This is a genomic window from Mycolicibacterium sp. XJ2546 (genome assembly GCF_053483195.1).
In genome coordinates, this window is the sequence record NZ_JBEFRW010000001.1 from 71221 (window position 1) to 90283 (window position 19063).

General features: G+C 64.9%; 20 protein-coding genes and 1 pseudogene. 16 read left to right on the plus strand and 5 right to left on the minus strand.

The features are described 5' to 3' along the window. Window positions 1-114: 114 nt before the first annotated feature. The 11 genes from ABQE44_RS00355 (at window position 115) to ABQE44_RS00405 (ending at window position 8853) form a co-directional block, all read left to right on the plus strand. On the plus strand, window positions 115-1038 hold the full coding sequence (locus ABQE44_RS00355; protein ID WP_448427718.1) for an MlaD family protein: 924 nt from the start codon (window positions 115-117) through the stop codon (window positions 1036-1038). Beyond that, a complete protein-coding gene (locus tag ABQE44_RS00360) occupies window positions 1035-2033 on the plus strand; it encodes an MlaD family protein (protein ID WP_448394749.1) in 999 nt (332 codons plus the stop codon). Before ABQE44_RS00355 ends, ABQE44_RS00360 begins: the two co-directional genes overlap by 4 nt. Further along, entirely contained in the window at window positions 2030-2989 is a 960-nt protein-coding gene (locus ABQE44_RS00365; RefSeq protein WP_448394750.1) for an MlaD family protein, read from the plus strand. Before ABQE44_RS00360 ends, ABQE44_RS00365 begins: the two co-directional genes overlap by 4 nt. Then, complete coding sequence (locus ABQE44_RS00370) at window positions 2983-4086, plus strand: MlaD family protein (RefSeq protein ID WP_448394751.1); 1104 nt, start codon at window positions 2983-2985, stop codon at window positions 4084-4086. The genes ABQE44_RS00365 and ABQE44_RS00370 overlap by 7 nt, the downstream gene beginning before the upstream one ends. After that, window positions 4083-5075 (plus strand): MlaD family protein, encoded by a 993-nt coding sequence (locus ABQE44_RS00375; RefSeq protein WP_448427720.1) that lies wholly within the window; start codon window positions 4083-4085, stop codon window positions 5073-5075. Before ABQE44_RS00370 ends, ABQE44_RS00375 begins: the two co-directional genes overlap by 4 nt. Beyond that, window positions 5072-6025, plus strand: coding sequence for an MlaD family protein (locus ABQE44_RS00380; protein ID WP_448394753.1), 954 nt, complete (start codon window positions 5072-5074; stop codon window positions 6023-6025). The genes ABQE44_RS00375 and ABQE44_RS00380 overlap by 4 nt, the downstream gene beginning before the upstream one ends. 21 nt (window positions 6026-6046) lie before the next feature. Next, window positions 6047-6682 (plus strand): hypothetical protein, encoded by a 636-nt coding sequence (locus ABQE44_RS00385; RefSeq protein WP_448394754.1) that lies wholly within the window; start codon window positions 6047-6049, stop codon window positions 6680-6682. A 126-nt stretch (window positions 6683-6808) separates the two neighbouring features. Further along, window positions 6809-7426 carry a hypothetical protein gene (locus tag ABQE44_RS00390; RefSeq protein ID WP_448394755.1) on the plus strand — a complete coding sequence of 206 codons (618 nt, stop codon included), beginning with the start codon at window positions 6809-6811 and terminating at the stop codon, window positions 7424-7426. Window positions 7427-7458: 32 nt separating this feature from the next. Further along, window positions 7459-7893: a hypothetical protein gene (locus ABQE44_RS00395; RefSeq protein ID WP_448427722.1), complete on the plus strand. Its 435-nt coding sequence runs from the start codon at window positions 7459-7461 to the stop codon at window positions 7891-7893. 25 nt (window positions 7894-7918) lie between these two features. After that, entirely contained in the window at window positions 7919-8287 is a 369-nt protein-coding gene (locus ABQE44_RS00400; RefSeq protein ID WP_448394757.1) for a hypothetical protein, read from the plus strand. A 68-nt stretch (window positions 8288-8355) separates the two neighbouring features. After that, the gene (locus ABQE44_RS00405) at window positions 8356-8853 is read left to right on the plus strand and encodes a hypothetical protein (RefSeq protein ID WP_448394758.1); all 498 of its coding nucleotides are present in this window, start codon (window positions 8356-8358) and stop codon (window positions 8851-8853) included. On the opposite strand, the gene ABQE44_RS00410 is transcribed toward ABQE44_RS00405, so the two are convergent. Next, complete coding sequence (locus ABQE44_RS00410) at window positions 8834-10375, minus strand: GMC family oxidoreductase (RefSeq protein WP_448394759.1); 1542 nt, start codon at window positions 10373-10375, stop codon at window positions 8834-8836. The genes ABQE44_RS00405 and ABQE44_RS00410 overlap by 20 nt on opposite strands. Window positions 10376-10724: 349 nt before the next feature. Between ABQE44_RS00410 and ABQE44_RS00415 the strand changes: the two genes are divergently transcribed. Further along, window positions 10725-11690 carry an Lrp/AsnC family transcriptional regulator gene (locus tag ABQE44_RS00415; RefSeq protein ID WP_448427724.1) on the plus strand — a complete coding sequence of 322 codons (966 nt, stop codon included), beginning with the start codon at window positions 10725-10727 and terminating at the stop codon, window positions 11688-11690. 30 nt (window positions 11691-11720) lie between these two features. Here ABQE44_RS00415 and ABQE44_RS00420 read toward each other — a convergent pair. From ABQE44_RS00420 to ABQE44_RS00435, 4 genes and pseudogenes are all read right to left on the minus strand, one after another. Next, a pseudogene (locus tag ABQE44_RS00420) lies at window positions 11721-12014 on the minus strand (3-ketosteroid-9-alpha-hydroxylase); the annotation flags it as partial. A 77-nt stretch (window positions 12015-12091) separates the two neighbouring features. Continuing rightward, window positions 12092-13615: a long-chain-fatty-acid--CoA ligase FadD17 gene (gene fadD17, locus ABQE44_RS00425; RefSeq protein WP_448427726.1), complete on the minus strand. Its 1524-nt coding sequence runs from the start codon at window positions 13613-13615 to the stop codon at window positions 12092-12094. Window positions 13616-13617: 2 nt separating this feature from the next. Next, window positions 13618-14718: an acyl-CoA dehydrogenase family protein gene (locus ABQE44_RS00430; protein ID WP_448427728.1), complete on the minus strand. Its 1101-nt coding sequence runs from the start codon at window positions 14716-14718 to the stop codon at window positions 13618-13620. A 12-nt stretch (window positions 14719-14730) separates the two neighbouring features. After that, window positions 14731-15912 (minus strand): acyl-CoA dehydrogenase family protein, encoded by a 1182-nt coding sequence (locus ABQE44_RS00435; protein WP_448427730.1) that lies wholly within the window; start codon window positions 15910-15912, stop codon window positions 14731-14733. A 126-nt stretch (window positions 15913-16038) separates the two neighbouring features. Here ABQE44_RS00435 and ABQE44_RS00440 point away from each other — a divergent pair, with 126 nt between their 5' ends. The 4 genes from ABQE44_RS00440 (at window position 16039) to ABQE44_RS00455 (ending at window position 19053) form a co-directional block, all read left to right on the plus strand. Next, window positions 16039-16230 carry a ferredoxin gene (locus ABQE44_RS00440; protein ID WP_448394764.1) on the plus strand — a complete coding sequence of 64 codons (192 nt, stop codon included), beginning with the start codon at window positions 16039-16041 and terminating at the stop codon, window positions 16228-16230. A 13-nt stretch (window positions 16231-16243) separates the two neighbouring features. Further along, window positions 16244-17194 carry a 3-oxoacyl-ACP reductase gene (locus ABQE44_RS00445; RefSeq protein WP_448427732.1) on the plus strand — a complete coding sequence of 317 codons (951 nt, stop codon included), beginning with the start codon at window positions 16244-16246 and terminating at the stop codon, window positions 17192-17194. A 255-nt stretch (window positions 17195-17449) separates the two neighbouring features. After that, window positions 17450-18214, plus strand: a complete 765-nt coding sequence (locus tag ABQE44_RS00450) for an MlaE family ABC transporter permease (RefSeq protein WP_448427734.1) — start codon at window positions 17450-17452, stop codon at window positions 18212-18214. Then, window positions 18211-19053 carry an MlaE family ABC transporter permease gene (locus tag ABQE44_RS00455; RefSeq protein WP_448394767.1) on the plus strand — a complete coding sequence of 281 codons (843 nt, stop codon included), beginning with the start codon at window positions 18211-18213 and terminating at the stop codon, window positions 19051-19053. The genes ABQE44_RS00450 and ABQE44_RS00455 overlap by 4 nt, the downstream gene beginning before the upstream one ends. The last annotated feature ends 10 nt before the right edge of the window (window positions 19054-19063 follow it).

Sequence of the window (19063 nt, forward strand, 5' to 3'; positions counted from 1 at the left end):
CGTGCAACGCCGGAGGAAGAGGCGCGACGGCTCAGGCTGATCGGCCTAGCCGTGGTTGTCGGCGTATTCGCTGTCGTCTCAATCGTTATCGCCAACCCGCTCCAGAACCGCCCGATGGCTCTGATGTCTGTCGTGATCGAGACGCCATACGTGGGTCAAGGCGTCGACGTGGGGACGGGTGTCATCATGCACGGCGTCGAGATCGGCCAGGTGACAGGCGTGTCCAGCCTGCCCGGCGGCGGGGTTCGACTCAGTGCTGATCTGCAGGCCGCATCAGCGGCGGGACTGACGGACACACTGGGGATCGATTTCCGCCCGGCGAACTACTTCGGCGTGACCGGCGTCAACCTGGTGCGCGGTGGTGGTGGCCGCCCCCTCGAAGACGGCATGCGGATCCAGGTGACACCCCGCGGGAACTTCGCGCTGCAGACGCTGCTCTCCCGGCTCGGCGAGATCACCGACGGGGTGGTGACACCGCAATTGGTCCAGGTGATCGACCGGTCGACGGCCTACGTCGACGGGCTAAACCCACTGATCGAGACGATGTTGATGGTGACGAAGGCGGTCGACAACGTGCAGACCGTGAGCACTGCGCGGCTGCTGGCCAATGCAACCGGATTGAGCGCCGTGTTCCCATTTTTCGTCGATGCGGCCACCGAAAGCGGTCACGTGTTCGACAACGCCGGGCTTGTCGTCTTCGACCACACAGGTGGAGAGGTGACTGAAGAATTCTGGCAGAAGCACTACCTCCCGACTGTCGAACTCGCAACGTACGGGCTTTTCGGTGCGGTCGGCAAGCTGGAGTCGTCGCACGTCGAGGAACTATTGCCGGCCGTGGAGATCGTCAAGACCCTGACCGACACCGTGCCGGGACTCGTCCGACCGGAGGACTTCGCTGAGACGATGACGGAGTTGCGGCGGCGGTTCGAGAACATGTACGGCGGTTCGCCGGAGCAGCGGGCACTGCAGGTGCGGATCGTGCTCGACAATCTGCCCGGTGTGGCGGCGCCGCTGGGCGCGATGGGAGTCACGCCGTGAGGCCCTTTGCCGCATTGTGGCGGTTCGGGCTGAGTGCAGCGGGCGCGTTAGTGTTGTTCATCGCGCTCGCGAACGTGATGCTGCAGCCCGTCGCCAGTGAGACTCGGTCCTATACAGCGGATTTCGCCGATGCCGCCGGTTTGCGGATCGACGCCGACGTGCGCGTGCGCGGTGTGCGTGTCGGCAAGGTGACGTCGCTGGGGCTGAAGCGCCAGAGCGGACAGAGCGTCGCATCCGTCGGCTTCACGTTGGACCGGCAGTACACCGTGACGTCCAAGACCCGGCTTGCCATCAAGTACCAGGCCCTCACCGGGTTGCGCTATGTGGATGTGGAGAATTCGGCCGAAAGCTCGTTGGACCCAGGAGTCAGCCACGTTCCGACGTCGATGACCCAGCCGTCGTTGGACATCACCACTCTGTTCAACGGCCTGCAACCGGTTTTCGCCACGCTGAGCCCCGAGGAGATTGACATCTTCACCGCGAATGCCGCCGCCTACCTGTCCGGTGATGGCAGCGGACTCGGCCCAATGCTCGACAGCATGCGCAAGCTGACCGACTTCATGTCCAACCGCCAGCAAGTTGTCGCGACCTTGATGCAGAACCTCGACGCGATCGCCGAGAAGATGGGCGGTCACTCCAAGGATCTGGTGCAGATCCTGGACTGGCTCAACCGGCCCCTCGACCAGATACTGAGCATCCTCGACGAATTCCGCAAGTCAGATCTCTACGGTGCCGGCTTCACCTCACCGGTTATGCGCCTACTGCACAACCTCGGTCTGCAGAAGGACATCGATATCGACGCTGCGCTCGACAAGGCGTTCACGAACCTGGACAACGCAATTCAGGCCTTCAAGGTGGTGCCTGTTATCTGGGAGAACATCGGCCCGCCGGTACCCACCGGAGAACCGAAGCCGTGCTCGCGGGGGCCGGCACAGCTGCCGCCGACGATGGACGTACTGCTCAACGGGCAGAGGGTGGTGCTATGCAACCGATGAAACTCCTGCGTAACCCGACCACGTGGGGTGTCGGCGCGCTGGCATTGTTGTGTGCACTGGCGACGGTCGTCGCGATGCTCTACATCAGCCCGCCCGGGTCCCAGAACATCGCCTTCTACACCAGGGACGCCTCATCGATTAGTCACGGCGACACCGTCCGGATCGCCGGGATCACGGTGGGCAAGGTGACCGACCTCGCCATGGAACGCGATCAGGTCAAGGTGAACGCGAAGATCGAAGGGTCAGCCTTCGTGGGCGACCAGTCCCAGGTAGAGATCCGGATGCTCACCGTCGTCGGCGGTTACTACGTCAACATCGCCTCGCTTGGCGAGAAGCCGCTGGGACGCACTGCGATTCCCGCTGAGCGGGTGACGGTTCCGTACAACCTCATGCAGACTCTGACCGATGCCACTGAGCTCACCGGACAGATCGACGCGACGCCGCTCCGGGAATCGCTTGACGAGATGCAGGAGGGGCTCACCGGTACCAACGTCGAGGCGCTGACCGCTGTCATCGAGGCCGGGAACAGATTGACTTCGATCAGCGAGCGACAGCGCGGTCAGATCACGGCGATCCTGAACCTCTCCGACGAGTACATCGAGAGTTTGAGCAACTTCAAGGGCCAACTCAGGGCGATCATCTCGAAGATCTCGATCGTCGAACAGACACTGGTGATCTACGGGGAGGGGTTCGCCGCGGCGCTGCAGGGGCTGGGTGCGGTCGGCGACTCGTTGGTCCCGGTGGCACCGTTCTACCTGAAACACCGCGAGAAGTTCATCGAGAAGATCCGCAACTGGCAGGAGATCTTCCGCACCTGGGCCGACCGCAACGGTGCCGTCGTCAAAGGGCTCCGCCGAATCAGGAACAAGCTCGATCGGGTCCTGGACGCCCAGAACGCACGCCCGGAATTACTCGCAACCGATATCTGCATACCGATGCCGGAAAGCCCATGTTGACACCGAAGATGTTGCCGCGTCGTCGCGAACGCGGCACGGTCACCGGACTCGTTGCAACGGGGCTCGCCGCGGCGACGCTGTCCTGCTCATCGAGCGCCGGGCGGCCCGCCGAATCCGTCGCCTACTGTGCGCACATGTCCGACAGCGTCGGTCTGTACGTCGGCAACCCGGTTACCCAGATGGGTTATCCCATCGGAGAGGTGACTTCCGTCGAACCCTCGACCACCCACGTGCGGGTCAATTTCAGCGTGACCGAGGACCGGCCGCTGCCCAGCGATGTCAGGGCGGTCACCCGGTCCCCGTCGATCCTTGCCGACCGGGCGCTGGAAATGGTCGGCAACTACGAGTCCGGTCCGCAACTGGCCGTCGGTGAGTGCATACCGATGGACCGGACAGCCACTCCGAAATCGCTGTCGGCGGTGATCGGGTCGGCGACCGAGTTCGTCAACTCCATCAGTCCGGACGGTGCGACCAGCATCGCCGCCACGGTCAGTGGGCTGGACAAAATGATGCAGGACAACGGACAGGCCGCCAATCAACTTCTCACCGCGTCGTCAGCCCTGTTGGACAGCCCCGACGGTGCGATCAGCGACATGGGTTCGATCATCCGGAATCTCGCCGAGTTGACCACCATGCTGACCGAGATGCGAGGCCCACTGAAGCAGATCCTGCTCGACGCGCAGACGACGACTCCGGAAGTCATTCGGGCCGTCGAAGGAGGTACCCGGTTTGTGGACGCCTTTCCGGAGGTGATCACGGCGGTCGCCGATCTGGAGGAGAACCTCGGTGAGGAAACACAGCTCACGCTGGACTCGCTGTCGATGGCGCTGCGGAAGATGAGCCCGCACGCGAACGCGATGGCCGACCTACTCAACCCGGTGCCCTGGTGGATTAACACCGCCGCCAATCACTTCAACAAACAGCAGTTCACGATCGCCTGGCGTCCGCCCATGTACCGCATACCCACTCATGACGGCCTTGCGCTCTGTGGCTTCATGAACACCACCGTTCCCGGTAGTTGCGCCGACGTGGCCGGCCAACCGTACGCGGTCGACGTCGCGCTCCTTCAGTACGTCCTGATGCAGGCGAAACGATGAAGCGCCGCTTGTCCTCGATGCTCGCGCTGATCTACACGCTGCTGCTCTCGTCGTGTGCATCGATCACCGTCAACTCATTGCCGGAACCGGGCGCAAGCTACCGCGATGGGTACGAGCTCGTCCTGGAGTTCTCCAACGTGCTCAACCTGCCCGATCGGGCGAAGGTGGTGATGGACGGCCGAAATATCGGCGCGGTCAGCGGAATCCGGCTCGCCGGCGATCACGTCGATGTCACCTCTCGAATCGATCCCGAGGTGGCGGTGCCATCCGATGTTCACGCGACGTTGCAGCAGGCGACCGTGCTCGGAGACATCTATGTCGCCCTCGAACGTCCATCGACTGTCGACACACCAGCACAAGCCTTACCGCCGGATGGGCGAATCCCGCTCGCGCAGACCACATCCCCGCCCCAGCTGGAAGACACTATCGCCGGCCTGGCGAACTTCATCGCAAGCGGGTCGATCCAGCGCGCACAGGACACCGTGATTCGGCTCAACCGCATCAATCCGCCAGAGCCGGAGATCCGTGGGCTTGCAGCGCGATTCGCCACCGACCTGTCCGAGCTGTCGGACAACATCGACGTCGTCGACACCTGGCTCGAGGGAGTCGCAGGCACGGTAGACGTGATGCACACCAAACTGCCCTACTTTGAGCACTGGTTCTCGCCCGCGGGCATGCTGGGCTTCGACCGGGGCTTCGAGGTGGCCTCCTACATCGGGATCCTGCTGCCCTCAATCGGCAGCATCTACAGCGGCGGATTCTGGCTGGTGCCGATGCTCGATTCGCTGGCTACCGCAGCCGGCGCCATCCAGCAGAGCAAGTGGGCCTTCGAAGACGAAGCCCCTCGCTGGCGAAAGCTGTTCACCGACTACTTCATGCCGGTGGACAAGTACCCCGCGATCAACATCACCTCGATCATCGGTCCCGATGGGCAGGAGATGATCCACAACGTCGAGGACGTGCTGCGAATACTGGGAGCGATGCCGTGAGGAAGCGAGCGCTGTTGTCATTTCTGGTTTTCGGAGCCATCTGCGTCTTGGCGATCGGCTATATCGCGTCGCTGGGAATCCGGCTCAAACCACCGGCCGACCGGGTCAGCCTGTTTATGACAGTCCCGGATATCAACGGCCTTGTGGTGGACTCGCGCGTTCTGCTCCGCGGCGTACCCGTAGGGAAGGTCACCCGCGTCGACGCGACGGTCGACCACGCGACAGTCGACTTCTATGTCGACGGCACCTACGAGGTCCCGGTCGACACCATCGTTCGCGTCGACAACCTGTCGGCGCTCGGCGAAACCTACATCGGTCTCTTTCCGCGGACGTCGGATGGCCCGATGCTGCAGGACAACCAACGCATCTCGACCGAGTCAGTCGAGCAACCCCCTTCCATTTCCGAACTGGCCACCAGCGTCGTGCGCGTCCTCAACCAGCTCGAGCCCGATCAACTCAAGCGGATCGTGGACGAGGCCGACGCCGCCTTACCCGACCCCCAACGGGTACTGCCGAATCTGCGGCGGACGAGCGTTATGCTGCGCAACGCCGCGGCCGATATGAACGGCCGAGGGCAGGCACTGCTCGACAACATGCAGACCCTGCTCCAGAACGCGGACTGGCTCGGCCCGACGCTGGCTGATCTCACCCCGGATATCCGAAAGCTCGGCCCGACGATTCACGCGAACTTCGACGCAGCGATGGATATCGTGCGCGCCAACAACCCACACAACCTAGAGCTGTTGCAGGCCTTCCTCAACCGGATCCAGAAGTTTCTCGACGATCGGGCGCCCGACCTGAAGGTCGTCACCGAGGCGCTCCTGCCGAAGATGCAGGGCATCTCGGGATCGCTGCTGAACTTCGACACCGGACGGATGCTGTCGAGCATGCTGGCGGCCGTGCCCGAGGACGGCGCGATAACACTGCGTGTCACTATCCCGCCGCCGTGACCGAAAAACGAAAGGCAAACGATGTCCACAAACCGCACTGAACACACCTCGGCAATCGCGACGGTCGCCGACGAGGAGGAGACGATCGAGTCTCCATCGACCGACTCCGATACGGCATCGACCCGAGTGCACCGGCTACCGGCGTCTATCAGCGTCCGCTCCGTGGTCGTCGGCGTCGTTCTCGTTGCCCTCATCGGTGCTGTCGCGGTCCTGGGTTGGCTGTACTACGACGCCGAAGCCGAACTCGACGCGAACGCCGCCCAGGCGGCGAACGACCGGCATGCCGAGCAGGTGGCGCTCGACTATGCCGTCAACGCCGCCGCGATGGACTTCAAAGATCTGGGCGCCTGGAAGTCCCGGCTCGTCGAGGGAACCTCACCCCAGCTGAAGGAGAAGCTGTCGAAAGCCGCCGACTCGATGGAGCAGATTCTCGTTCCGCTGCAGTGGAACTCGACAGCCAAGCCATTGGTGGCGAAAGTGCGCTCGCAGGAGGGTGGCATCTATGTGGTCGACGCGTTCGTCAGCGTCCTGACGAAGACCGTCCAGGCCCCCGAGGGGCTGCAGTCGACGGCGACCTACAGCATCACGCTCGACGGCAACAACAACTGGCAGATCACCGATGTCGGTGGCATCGACGCCGTCATGCCCCCGAACTGACCGACTTCGTCCACAGAAAGGTGTTCGTGTGTGACTGAGCCGACCCGAACGCGCCGACCACGAGATCTCCTGCGGTGGTTGGGAGTCCTGGCGTCCTGCGCAAGTATCGCCGCGTCCGCGGCCGCCGTGCTGACCGGTGTCGCCGGCGCGGATCCGGCAGGGGGCAGCGCGCCGAACCCGGTGCCGGGGCTCACGCAGGTGCCCTACTCGGATCCGTGGCGATCCGAGGACGCCCCGGCCGCCCCGCTGCCGGTGATCACACCGACGCCGTCGAACTGGGAACCCCAGTTCCCTCTCCCCTACGACCAGATGCGTGACGAGGTGACACCGGCCGACATTACCGCCATGGGCGAGATGTGCCAGTGGTACAACGCGCAGTATGACGAGCTGAACGGCCAGATCGACCGGATCAACGTCAACCTGATCAAGGCGAACGGGAACTATGCGACACCCGGGATCGCGGCGCAGGCGGACGCCGTGGCGGCGAACCTCGATCGGTCGTTGGACTTTCTGACCCCACGCGCCAACGCGCTAACGATCAGCCGGAACTACGTGGGTGACCTTTATTTCCCCGTCTACCAGGGGGAGAGCTTCTACCGGTTGTGGGAACAGCTGACGAACGTGCGCGACGGGATCAAGGGGCGGCAGCCGGCCTGGTTCACCGGGCCGTCGTTCCAGCATGCGATGCGCTTCGGCAGCAAGATCGACCGCTCTCACATCTGTGATCAGGGGAACGGCCCATGACAATGCGATACCCGGGAAGAACGGCACGGCTGGTGGCGGCGTACACGATTGTGCTGATCATCGATGGTGGGGGTCTTGCCGTCGCCGCCGCAGACCCGGCTCCGGCCCTGAGTGACGCTGTGTCACAGCTTCGCGCCGGCGGGCAATGCGGTCCACTCACACACGACCCGATCGCGGACGCGACTGCAAAGGTCGTCAACCGGTCGACCGACACCTACGTCAGTCACAACGCGAGGCACGTTCCGGTCAGCGACGCCTTGCCGATCTTTCATGATCTGGGCGGCGGAGGCGGAAAGACTCACATCCTGCGCGGCGCAGCCGATAACGAGGCGGACGCGATCAAAGGTCTGATCCTGCAGGGGTATGCGGCGATTCCAGACTGCTCCTACACTGGGTTCGGCACGAGCATGTCGCGCAATCCGGATGCGGCGAAAGTGCTGACCGCTGTCGTCCTGGTCGGGCCGTGAGCGCCACGTGCCGGCGGAGACTGCGATGAAACTCATTGCCCCGCTGATGATGGCGACTGCCGTTGTCGCGCCAGCCCTGTCGACCGCGACGTCTGCGGCGGCCGACGACGTCGTGACGTATGAGATCTACTCGAATGTGGTGCGCACCACGAACATCGAGTACAGGGACGGCGACCGGAAGACGCTTGTTCCCTCCGTACCGCTTCCGTGGCGGATCGAAACGGTCGTGGCTGGCGGTCCAGGCCGCGCCGAGGTACGCGCGGACTGGCGACCGGGAGCTTGGCCGAACAAATGGGTGACGGTACGAATCGTCCATCGAGGTGACGTGCTCTGCCAGAGCACGCTGGATATCGGGAACGCGACATGCTACGGCAACACGCCACACTTCGCCTAGACACAGCAATAACCATCGGCACGAGGGCTTTTCGGGGATCACGTTTGCTTCTGTGCGCCGCACTCACCATGGTCGGAACCTTCGCCCTGAGTGCCGTCGCCCCCGTGCACGCCGAGCCGGTTTCGCCGGCTGACCCGTGGCCGGACATCCGCTACTACGAGGAGGCCGACCTCAACCGCTTCATGCTGCCTGGCGGTCTGTGGTTCGTGGCGCCGACCGGACAGAACTGCGGAATCTGGGGCCGAGGCAACTTCGGCTGCACCGGCGTTATTCCCGGCGCCCCGCCTGACGTCAGGCATATCGGTTGGATCAACGGCGACCGCGCCGTGCACTACGACTGGTCGATGGCGGTGAGGTTTCCACCCACGCAAGCCCGCGAGTCGATACCACCGCGAAGTTTCATCCGCCACGAAGGCACCACCTGCGCGGTGACCCCGGATAGCAGAACCTATTGTGAGCGAGGGCCGTTGAGGTTCCTGATCGAGCCGACGCGGACGTGGCTTTCAGCGCCGTGGATGGACCTGAGTTGGCAGGTGCTGGGACCGACTACCGGTGCGGCGCAGTAGCCGTGTGCCTGATTGCTGACGTGATCAGGGCGGCGATCCGCTCCGCGATCATCACGCAACCGAGATAGGTATTGCCGGCTGGAATCGTCGGCATCGCCGACGCGTCTGCCACGCGCAATCCGGAGACACCCAGAACCCTGCACTGGGCGTCGAGCACCTGACCCATCGGGCAGGTCCCGACCATGTGCCCGTAGCTCACGGTGATTCGGGACAGTGCATCGGCCACTGCGGTCGGTGCGGTCAGGTCGTGCGGTTCGACGGCCCGGCAGCCAATCGCTTGAGCGGCGGGGGATTGTTCCCAGACGGCGATCTGACGGAACGCCTGGCCGAGTCGGTCGCCGACATCATCGGGCAGCGGTGGAGCGGTCACCCGCGGCGGAGCAGCCGGATCGGCGTCGAGGACAACGCCGCCACGGCCGGTGGAGCGCAGCAGAAAGACCAGCATCATGAACGTCGACGGGTCATCGCTGCCCAGCAGTGGTGTCGGAAAGGCATGGTAGTCAATGTCTTTACCGTTCGAAGCGCCGACCAGCACGGACTGTGCGGGGCCACCGGATCCGGCGCGGGGCGCGTCGTGGTGATAGATCAGCGCAGTGCCGAGATGGTCGCTCATCGTCGAGCCGACCGGGAGGTCCGCGTGGACGGGAAGGCCCCGAGCAGTCAACTGCTCACGCGGGCCGATGCCGGAACGCAGCAGCAGGGTCGGTGTTTCGACCGCCCCTGCCGTGACGATGACTTCATCGGCATGGAGTTCTTCGCCGGTGTCGAGCATCACGCCCCTGGTGCGCCCGTCGTCAACGAAAAGCCGGGCCACCGTGGCGCCGGTTCGGATGAGCAGGTTCGGCCGGCTCCGGACGTCCGTGGTCAGATACGCAGTGCTGGTTGTCATGCGCTGGCGCGACGCATTCAGGGTGGCAGGGAAGACACCGATACCGGGCAACTGAGCTGGATCGTTGACGTCTGCGACCGGCTTGATCCCGACCTGGCGCAGTCCTTCGGCGAACGCGGCTTGATAAGCGCTGTGTTCACCGGGCTTCCACCGTGAGACGGTCAGCGGACCCGCGTTGCCGTGAATAGCTGACCGACCGAAGTCGAGGTCGCTTTCGACGGCAATGAAATACCGCTGGACGTCTGACCATCCCCACCCAGCCAGGCCGGCCGCCTCCCAGGCGTCGTAATCCTGCGGCTGGCCGCGAAGCGTCGCCAGATAGTTGATCGCTGAAGTACCGCCCGTGATTCGGCCCTGTAGCATGGGGATGTCACCTGCCGGGCCTTTCATCGGGACGAAGTCCGAGTTAGCGAGGCTCGACCAAACCTCATGCGCCCGAGCCGGATTGGTGATCTCGTCGCCGTAGTCGTCGGTACCGCCGGCCTCCAGCAGCGTCACCGACAGGGCGGGCGATTCACTGAGCCGTGCGGCCAGGACGCTTCCGGAGGTTCCCGCGCCGACGATCAGCACCGAACGGTGAGACCCGGAGGGCGAAGCGGAAACGTGAGTAACTCGAACTTCGGCATCGGTCACGCGATGAGTATAGGCATACTTGATTAGTATCAACTGATAGCATCAACTATGCGTAGAACATTCTGGGCTTTCGATGCGCACCTCGGCGTATTGAGGACCGAGTTCATCGGTTGCGGGATAACGGGTTCGAAGCCCCAACGGAAGGGACGCACGTGGCGCACATTTTAGCGCGACAGTGCACGCTACCGGTGCAACGCCGTGTTGGCTCGCCTGCCCGCCGACGTGTTATAGCGTACGGAGGGCAGGCTGCGGAAGCGGCTGTATGTCGCAGACTTCGATGTGACAGGACGGTGGGGTGGCTCGCGACGAGGCAAGATCTCGTGTTGGCGATCAAGCTGATGGTGGCGACGTGGCAGATGTCGTAGATCCGTCCGCCCTATCGGAGTTGACCGATCTCGATCGTGCCCTGATCGAGCGACTGCGGCGCGATGGGCGGGAAGGCCACCGCTCCCTGGCGTCCCACCTCAGAGTCAATGAGGTCACGGTTGCGGCCCACTTGCGTAGGTTGGAGGAGTCCAATCTGATGCGCGTTGTCGCGGTCACCGATATCCGCCTTTTCGGCCACCGCGAAATGGTTTTGGCGATGCTGAACGTCTCCGGACGGCCCGCGCGTGACGTTGCGGCCGATTTCGCGAAGCTTCCAGAGGCGATCGGGGTGACCATCTGCTCTGGTCGCTATGACGTCATCGGCCCGGTGCTGTGCCGCGACCGTCAACACATCTCGGAAATGTTCGGCGGTCAACTCCGGTCGATTCGCGGGGTCGCGTCGGTGCACGGTGCGCTCTCGCTCGACGTTCTCAAGTTCGACAGCAACTGGGCCACATTTCGGGATCCCGGCACCATGCCCGAGGCGCAGCCGAGTGACACCGTCGACGAGACCGATCTGGAGATCATCCGACTCCTGCAGCAGAACGCGAGGCGCAGCAACCGCAGTATCGCCACCGAGTTGGGGGTGTCGGAAGGCACGGTGCGCGGGCGCATCAAGCGGATGCTCTCGGACCGGGTGTTCCGGATTCAGGCGGTGTCGAACGTCGCAGCGTTCGGCTTCGCGGCACACGGCTATATCGGTATCAAGACCGCGCCGGGCAAACAGAAGTCGGTTGCGGCAAAGGTGGCCAAGAGGGACGACGTTCCGGAATTGAGCCGGGTGCTCGACGACTTCGACCTGATCGCGGTGCTCATCGCCCCGGACCACGACGCGCTTATCTCCGCCGCGATGGACGAGATTGCCCAGTACCCTGGCGTCGATAAGGTGGAGATCTTCTACGGGTGTGACAGCATCAAGCACACCTACGGGTGGACGTGGATCGTCTGATCCGGCTTGGCTATTCGCCCGTCGCGGGTTAAGTGCCGCCGCCAGCTTCTCGGCGTTCTGAGCGGGCAGGCCGGGAATCCGCTGCACCGTAACCCCCCACTGCAACACGAACGAGTCGTGGGTGACGGGGTCGTGGCTGTTGATCAGCACCACCTCGGCGGTGAAGCCGGGGCCGAGATCGTGACTCCATGTACTGGCTCTCGGTGTGACCGTCGATCACGTTCTTGAAGAGGTCGCGAACGTGTGGTGGATATAGAAGAAGTGCGCCATGCCGACGACGTTGTCGAGCATGAGATCCGGTGTGCTGCAGTGCTGGTCGTCGACGCGTCGAGGTGGGCCACCACCTTCAGCGCCGAGGGCCGGGTCGGTGTTTAGCGCGTCGAGCCTAAGGCGTGTGTCGGTCATGGGCGGGTGGAGTGTGGCCGGGGCACCCGGTACACCGGGTCGGCGCAGTCGACGCCTTCGGCGGCCAGGTGACGCTTGATCACCTTGAACGTCTCGGTGCGCGGAAGTGCGTTGCTGATCCTGACGAACGGCGGCCACTGCTTCGGGCTCAGGTCGGGTTGTTCGGCCAGGAACCGGCGGAACGCCTCGGGATCGAACGTCGAACCGTCCGCCAACGTCAGCGCGGCCATCACCTGATCGCCGACGTCGGGCGCCGGGATGCCGTACACCGCCACCTCCACCACGTCGGGGTGGCGCAGCAGCACCCGCTCGATCGGTGCCGCGCCGAGGTTTTCCCCGTCCACCCGCATCCAGTCGCCGAGCCTTCCGGCGAAGTACGCGTAGCCGTCCTCGTCGCGGTAGGCCAGGTCGCCGCTGTGGTACGCGCCGTCGCGCATCCGCTCGGCGTCGGCCTGCGGATCGTTGTAGTAGCCCTCGAAACGCCCAGCGCCCGAGACATTCACCAACTCACCGGTCACCCCCGGTGGGCACGGTTCGCCGGTTTCGACGTCGACGATGTCGGTGCCCGGCGGCAGCGGGCCCAGCGCGCCCGGAGGCGTGTCGGGTGTCTTGGCGATCGCGATGCCGCCCTCGGTCGACCCGAACCCGTCCATCACCACGGTGGCGAACCGCCGGGCGAACCTCTCGACGTCCGCGGGTGCCCCCTCGTTGCCGTACACCGCCCGCAGCGGGTTGTCCGCGTCGTCGGGAAGCTGTGGGGTGGCGAGGATGTAGGACAGCGGCTTGCCGACATAGTTGGCGTACGTCGCCCCGTAGCGACGCACGTCGGGCAGGAATTGCGAGGCGGAGAACTTGCGGCGCAACGCAAGTGAGCTTTGTGACGCCACCGCGACCGACCAGCCCACCAGCACCGCGTTGGAATGGAACAGCGGCATCGAGACGTAGCAGACATCGCGGGGTCCCAGGTCGAAACGCCCCGTCATGGTCACCCCGGCGATCGCGACCTTGCCGTGGCTGCATTTGACCGCCTTGGGGTCACCGCTGGTGCCCGACGTGTAGATCAGCATGAACAAGTCGCCGGGTTCGGCGTCGTAGGCGCGGACCGGTTCGTCGGCGTACCCGGCCAGCTCCTGCGCCCAGTCTGGCGAGTCGACGTTGACGTGCTCGACGTCACCCAGGATGTCGGCATAGGCCGTATCGGCCAGCACCACTTGGCAATCCGCATGGGTGATGTCGCGGCGCAGCGCCTCGCCGCGGCGCACCGGGTTGAGTCCCACCGGCACGATGCCGGTCAGCCCCGCGGCCACCAGCACTGCCGAGAAGACCGGGGTGTTCTGCAGCAGCACGCCGACATGAGGTGGGCGGTCGGGATCCATGCGCGCCCGCAGCGCGGCCGCCACCGCCGCACTCTCGCTGAGGTGATCGCGCCAGCAGACGAAGGACTTCTCGAAGTACAGCCCGCGGTCCTCGACGTCGACCAGCGGCGTCAGCAGGGCCGCGACGGTGGGCAGTGCGTTCACGGCTACGCCGGCGAGTCCGCCAACTCCCTGCCGATGCGCAGCAACTGCCCGGTCGCGCTGCCGACCGCGAACTCGATCTGCTTGGCGGCCAGGAAGTACCGGTGCACCGGGTGGTCGATGTCGATGCCGACGCCGCCATGCACGTGCACCGTGGTGTGCGCGACGCGGTGCCCGGCCTCGGCGGCCCAGAACGCCGCGGTGCCGACGTCGATGTCGGCGGGAAGACCCTCGGAGAGCCGCCACGCCGCCTGGGTCACGGTCAGCCGCAACGCCTTGACATCGATGTAGCCGTCGGCCAACCGCGACGACACCGCTTGGAAGCTACCGATCGGCCGGTCGAACTGCTCACGCTCACGCGCGTACTCGGCGGTGAGCTCGAGCGCACGCTCGACCACGCCGAGCTGGAACGCGCTGCGGCCCAACGAGGCCCGCGTGGTCAACCAGGCCAGCACCTCGTCGCCGCCGACCGCGCGATCGGCGCCCAACTCCACGCCGTGCAGCGCAAGATGCCCGACGCTGCCATGGCCGGTGGTGTCCAGCGACTCGACCGTCACCCCGGCGTCATCGGCTGCCACGATGAAAACCGTTGTTCCGGAGTCGGTGTCAGCCGGGAGGAGAAACGCATCTGCGACGGGTCCGTAGAGCACCTGCGTACGCGACCCGGTGAGCCGATATCCGCCCTCCCCGGAGGACTGCGCCTTGACCGGACCCTCGCCCATCTCGCCGTCGAGCGCGACGGTGAGGATCATCTCGCCCTTGACCGCAGGCACCGCCCACTGCTGCTGCTGTGCCTCGGAGCCGAACGCCGCCAGGGCGCCCGCGCCCAGGACGATCGACTCGAGGTAGGGCACCGCGGCCAGCTGCCGACCCAGCGCCACCAGCACCGCGACCTGCTCCAGCACTCCGAAACCGCCGCCGCCCACCGCATCCGGCGCGGCGGCCGAGAGCACATCGGCCTCGATCAGCTTGGCCCACAGCGTCTTGTCGAACCGGTGGTCGAGGCCGTCGAGGTTCCGCTGGTGCTCGGGCGTGCACACCGAGTCGGTGATGGTGCGGACCAGCCCGCCGAGATCGTCGGCGGCTTCCGTCGTCTTGAAATCCATTGGGTGCCGTCCTTACCGGTTCACTCTGGGCAGGCCAAGCGCGACCATCCCGATGATGTCGCGCTGGATCTCGTTGGTACCGCCGCCGAAGGTCAGGATCAGGCAGCTGCGGTGCATCCGTTCGATCCGGCCCCGCAACAGCGCGCCCGGCGAGCCCGGCCGCAGTGTGGCCGCGGTGCCGAGCACCTCCATCAGCAGCCGGTAGGCCTCGGTCGCCAGTTCCGTGCCGTAGACCTTGGCCGCCGACGCGTCAGCGGGGGACGGTGCGGCATCCTCGGTGGACGCCAGCTCCCAGTTGATCAGCTTGAGCACCTCGGCCTTGGCGTGCACCCGGGCGAGGTTGAGCTGCACCCATTCCGCGTCGATCAGCCGGTTGCCGTGCACATCCTTGGTGTTCTGCGCCCATTCGCGAACCCCGTTGAGCGCCAGGAAGATCGGCTGTGCAGACACCAGGGCCACCCGCTCGTGGTTGAGCTGGTTGGTGACCAGTTTCCAGCCGGCGTTCTCCTCGCCGACCAGGTTGGAGACGGGCACCCGCACATCGGAGTAATAGGTGGCGCTGGTGTCCACGCCGGCCATGGTGTGCACCGGGGTCCAGGAGAAGCCCTCGGCGTGCGTGGGCACGATCAGCATGGAGATCCCCCGGTGCTTCTTGGCGTCCGGGTTTGTACGCACCGCCAGCCACACGTAGTCGGCGTAGGCGATCAGGCTGGTCCACATCTTCTGGCCGTTGATCACATAGTCGTCGCCGTCGCGCACGGCGGTGGTGCGCAGCGCGGCGAGGTCGGTGCCTGCACCCGGCTCCGAGTAGCCGATCGAGAAGTGCAGATCGCCCGAGGCGATCTTGGGCAGATAGAACTTCTTCTGCTCGTCGGCGCCGAACGCCATGATCGTGGGCGCGACGCTGTTGATGGTCAGGAACGGCACCGGAACGTTGGCGATGGCGGCCTCGTCGTTGAAGATCAGCCCGTCCATCGGCGGGCGGCCCTGACCGCCGAACTCCTTGGGCCAGCTCAGCGTCAGCCATCCGTCCTTGCCCATCTGGGCAACCGTCTCGCGGTAGACGTTGCCGCGGCCCATCTCGCCGTCGTTGGATGCGAGCGCCTCGGCACGCTCGGGTGTCATGAGCTTGGTGAAGTACGCGCGCAGCTCGCGGCGTAGCTCCTCCTGTTCGGGGGTGTAGCCGATCCGCATTCCGTCGTCCTCACTAATCTGCGCGCCGTAGTCTTGGGTGCCTGTGCACCCTGAGCCCAATTCCGGTTGTAACACGTTCTAGTCTGGTGGTCCAGGGTGGAGACGCCTGAGGGGTAGGAGGTTGTCATGCGAGTGGAAGTGGACCGGGACCGGTGCGAGGGTAACGCGATCTGCGTGGGAATCGACCCGGAACTGTTCGAGCTAGATGATGATGATTACGCCGTGGTGAAAATTGACCCGGTGCCCGCCGACCATGTGGAGAGGGCCGAGCGCGCGATCGAGGAATGCCCTCGCGCAGCCCTGAAACGCCAAGACTAGAGGTATTCATTAAGTGACGACCGAGCAAACCGCAACCGATCTGTCCGGACGCGTCGCGGTGGTGACCGGGGCAGCCGCGGGCCTGGGCCGCGCCGAGGCCATCGGCCTCGCCCAAGCCGGCGCGACCGTCGTGGTCAACGATATCGCCGCCGCGCTGGACAAATCCGACGTCATCGACGAGATCGTCGCGGCGGGCTCGAAGGCTGTCGCGGTCGCCGGGGACATCTCCGCGCGGTCGACGGCCGACGAGTTGGTCGAGACCGCCGACGGGCTCGGCGGGTTGAGCATCGTCGTCAACAACGCCGGCATCACCCGCGACCGGATGCTGTTCAACATGTCCGACGAGGATTGGGACGCGGTGATCGCCGTGCACCTCCGTGGGCACTTCCTGCTGACCCGCAACGCCGCCACCTATTGGCGCGCGAAGGCCAAGGCGGCCGGAGCCGACCCGTCGGCGACCTCGGGGCAAGCCGGGTCGGTCTACGGCCGGGTCATCAACACCTCGTCGGAGGCGGGGCTGGTCGGTCCGGTTGGGCAGGCCAACTACGGGGCGGCCAAAGCCGGTATCACCGCGCTCACGTTGTCGATGGCGCGGGCGCTGGAGCGCTACGGGGTGCGCGCCAACGCGATCGCACCGCGCGCCCGCACGGCGATGACGGCCGACGTGTTCGGCGAGGCGCCCGAGCTCGCCGAAGATCAGGTCGATCCGTTGTCGCCCGAGCACGTGGTAAAGCTTGTTCGATTTCTCGCTTCGCCGGCATCGGAAAGGGTCAACGGGCAGCTGTTCATCGTCTACGGTCCCACGGTGACGCTGGTGGCCGCGCCTACCGTCGAAGCTCGGTTCAATGCGGAGTCCGATGCATGGGACGCCACCGAATTGTCGGCGGTGCTGCAAAACCACTTTGCTGATCGCGACGCCGGACGGTGTTTCTCGGCCACGGAGCTGATGGAACAGCCAGACTGAGCCTGCGCCGAAGAAAGGCCGGCACGCACTAGAACACGTTCTACAATGACGCAGGTCACAGTGCTTCTGACCAGCGGCTTTATAACAGTTTGGTCTGTTTTTGCCGTTCTTTGACACTGCGAACTTGTTCTAGTTAGGATGAGCCGGCTCACTAAGAGCATCGCTTAGACCAGGGTTGGGCGGACCTCCGCGGCAAGGACTTTGGGATCCTTCGCCAAAAGAGTCCGCAGTCACCTATCCGAGAAGGAGCCTAGGTTGATCGAACAGCTCGCGGCACCGGCTCGGGCCGTGGGCGGGTTCGTCGAAATGTCGTTCGACACTTTCGCCAAGACCTTCCGGCGACCTTTTCAGTTCCGCGAGTTCCTCGATCAGACGTGGATGATCGCGCGGGTCTCGCTGGTGCCCACCCTGTTGGTCGCCATACCGTTCACCGTGCTGGTGGCGTTCACGCTCAACATCCTGCTTCGCGAAATCGGTGCCGCCGACCTTTCCGGCGCCGGTACCGCGTTCGGCACCATCACCCAGCTGGGCCCGGTCGTGACGGTGTTGGTGGTGGCCGGCGCGGGTGCCACCGCGATCTGCGCCGACCTCGGCGCGCGCACGATCCGCGAGGAGATCGACGCGATGCGGGTGCTGGGCATCGACCCGATTCAGCGTCTGGTGGTGCCGCGCGTGTTGGCGTCGACGTTCGTCGCGCTGATGCTCAACGGCCTGGTCTGCCTGATCGGCTTGTCCGGCGGTTACGTCTTCTCCGTCTTCCTGCAGGGCGTGAACCCCGGCGCGTTCATCAACGGCCTGACGGTGCTGACCGGGCTCGGCGAGCTCGTCATGGCCGAGATCAAGGCGTTGTTGTTCGGTGTCGTGGCCGGCCTGGTCGGCTGTTACCGCGGCCTGACGGTCAAGGGCGGACCGAAGGGGGTGGGCACTGCGGTCAACGAAACGGTCGTCTATGCGTTCATCTGTCTGTTCGTGATCAACGTGATCATGACGGCTGTCGGGGTCCGGGTGCTGGAACGATGAGCTACGACGCGACGCTTCGTTTCCGCCGGATTTTCCGCGGCCTGCCGAAGGTCGTCGACACCGTCGGCGAGCAGGCGCTGTTCTATGGCGAGACGATTCGCTACCTGCCCAACGCGGTCACCCGCTATCGCAAGGAGACCATCCGCAACATTGCCGAGATGACGATGGGCACCGGCGCGTTGGTGATGATCGGCGGCACCGTCGGCGTCGCGGCGTTCCTCACCCTGGCCTCGGGCGGCGTCATCGCCGTGCAGGGTTACTCCTCGCTCGGCAACATCGGCATCGAGGCGCTGACCGGGTTCCTCTCGGCATTCCTCAACGTGCGCATCGTCGCTCCGGTCATCGCGGGCATCGCGCTGGCGGCGACCATCGGCGCGGGCACCACAGCACAACTGGGCGCCATGCGGGTTTCCGAGGAGATCGACGCCGTCGAGTCGATGGCTGTGCACTCGGTGTCCTACCTGGTTTCCACGAGGCTGATGGCCGGGATGGTCGCGATCATCCCGCTGTACTCGCTGGCGGTGTTGGCGTCGTTCTTCGCAGCGCGCTTCACCACGGTGTTCATCAACGACCAGTCGGCGGGCCTCTACGACCACTACTTCAACACGTTCCTGATACCGACGGACCTGTTGTGGTCCTTTCTGCAAGCCATCGTGATGGCGGTCGCGGTGATGCTGGTGCACACCTACTACGGTTACAACGCATCCGGCGGTCCGGTCGGCGTCGGTATTGCGGTGGGCCAGGCCGTGCGCACCTCGCTGATCGTCGTCGTCACCATCACGTTGTTCATCTCACTCGCCGTGTACGGCGCGTCCGGCAACTTCAACCTCTCGGGCTAGGCGGGATTCG

Bases quoted from the DNA above. Each gene is read 5' to 3' on its own strand.
- ABQE44_RS00355 (WP_448427718.1), top strand. From the start codon at position 115: ATGGCTCTGATGTCTGTCGTGATCGAGACGCCATACGTGGGTCAAGGC.
- ABQE44_RS00365 (WP_448394750.1), top strand. From the start codon at position 2,030: ATGAAACTCCTGCGTAACCCGACCACGTGGGGTGTCGGCGCGCTGGCA.
- ABQE44_RS00370 (WP_448394751.1), top strand. From the start codon at position 2,983: ATGTTGACACCGAAGATGTTGCCGCGTCGTCGCGAACGCGGCACGGTC.
- ABQE44_RS00375 (WP_448427720.1), top strand. From the start codon at position 4,083: ATGAAGCGCCGCTTGTCCTCGATGCTCGCGCTGATCTACACGCTGCTG.
- ABQE44_RS00385 (WP_448394754.1), top strand. From the start codon at position 6,047: ATGTCCACAAACCGCACTGAACACACCTCGGCAATCGCGACGGTCGCC.
- ABQE44_RS00400 (WP_448394757.1), top strand. From the start codon at position 7,919: ATGAAACTCATTGCCCCGCTGATGATGGCGACTGCCGTTGTCGCGCCA.
- ABQE44_RS00405 (WP_448394758.1), top strand. From the start codon at position 8,356: ATGGTCGGAACCTTCGCCCTGAGTGCCGTCGCCCCCGTGCACGCCGAG.
- ABQE44_RS00430 (WP_448427728.1), bottom strand. From the start codon at position 14,718: ATGGATTTCAAGACGACGGAAGCCGCCGACGATCTCGGCGGGCTGGTC.
- ABQE44_RS00435 (WP_448427730.1), bottom strand. From the start codon at position 15,912: ATGCGGATCGGCTACACCCCCGAACAGGAGGAGCTACGCCGCGAGCTG.
- ABQE44_RS00440 (WP_448394764.1), top strand. From the start codon at position 16,039: ATGCGAGTGGAAGTGGACCGGGACCGGTGCGAGGGTAACGCGATCTGC.
- ABQE44_RS00455 (WP_448394767.1), top strand. From the start codon at position 18,211: ATGAGCTACGACGCGACGCTTCGTTTCCGCCGGATTTTCCGCGGCCTG.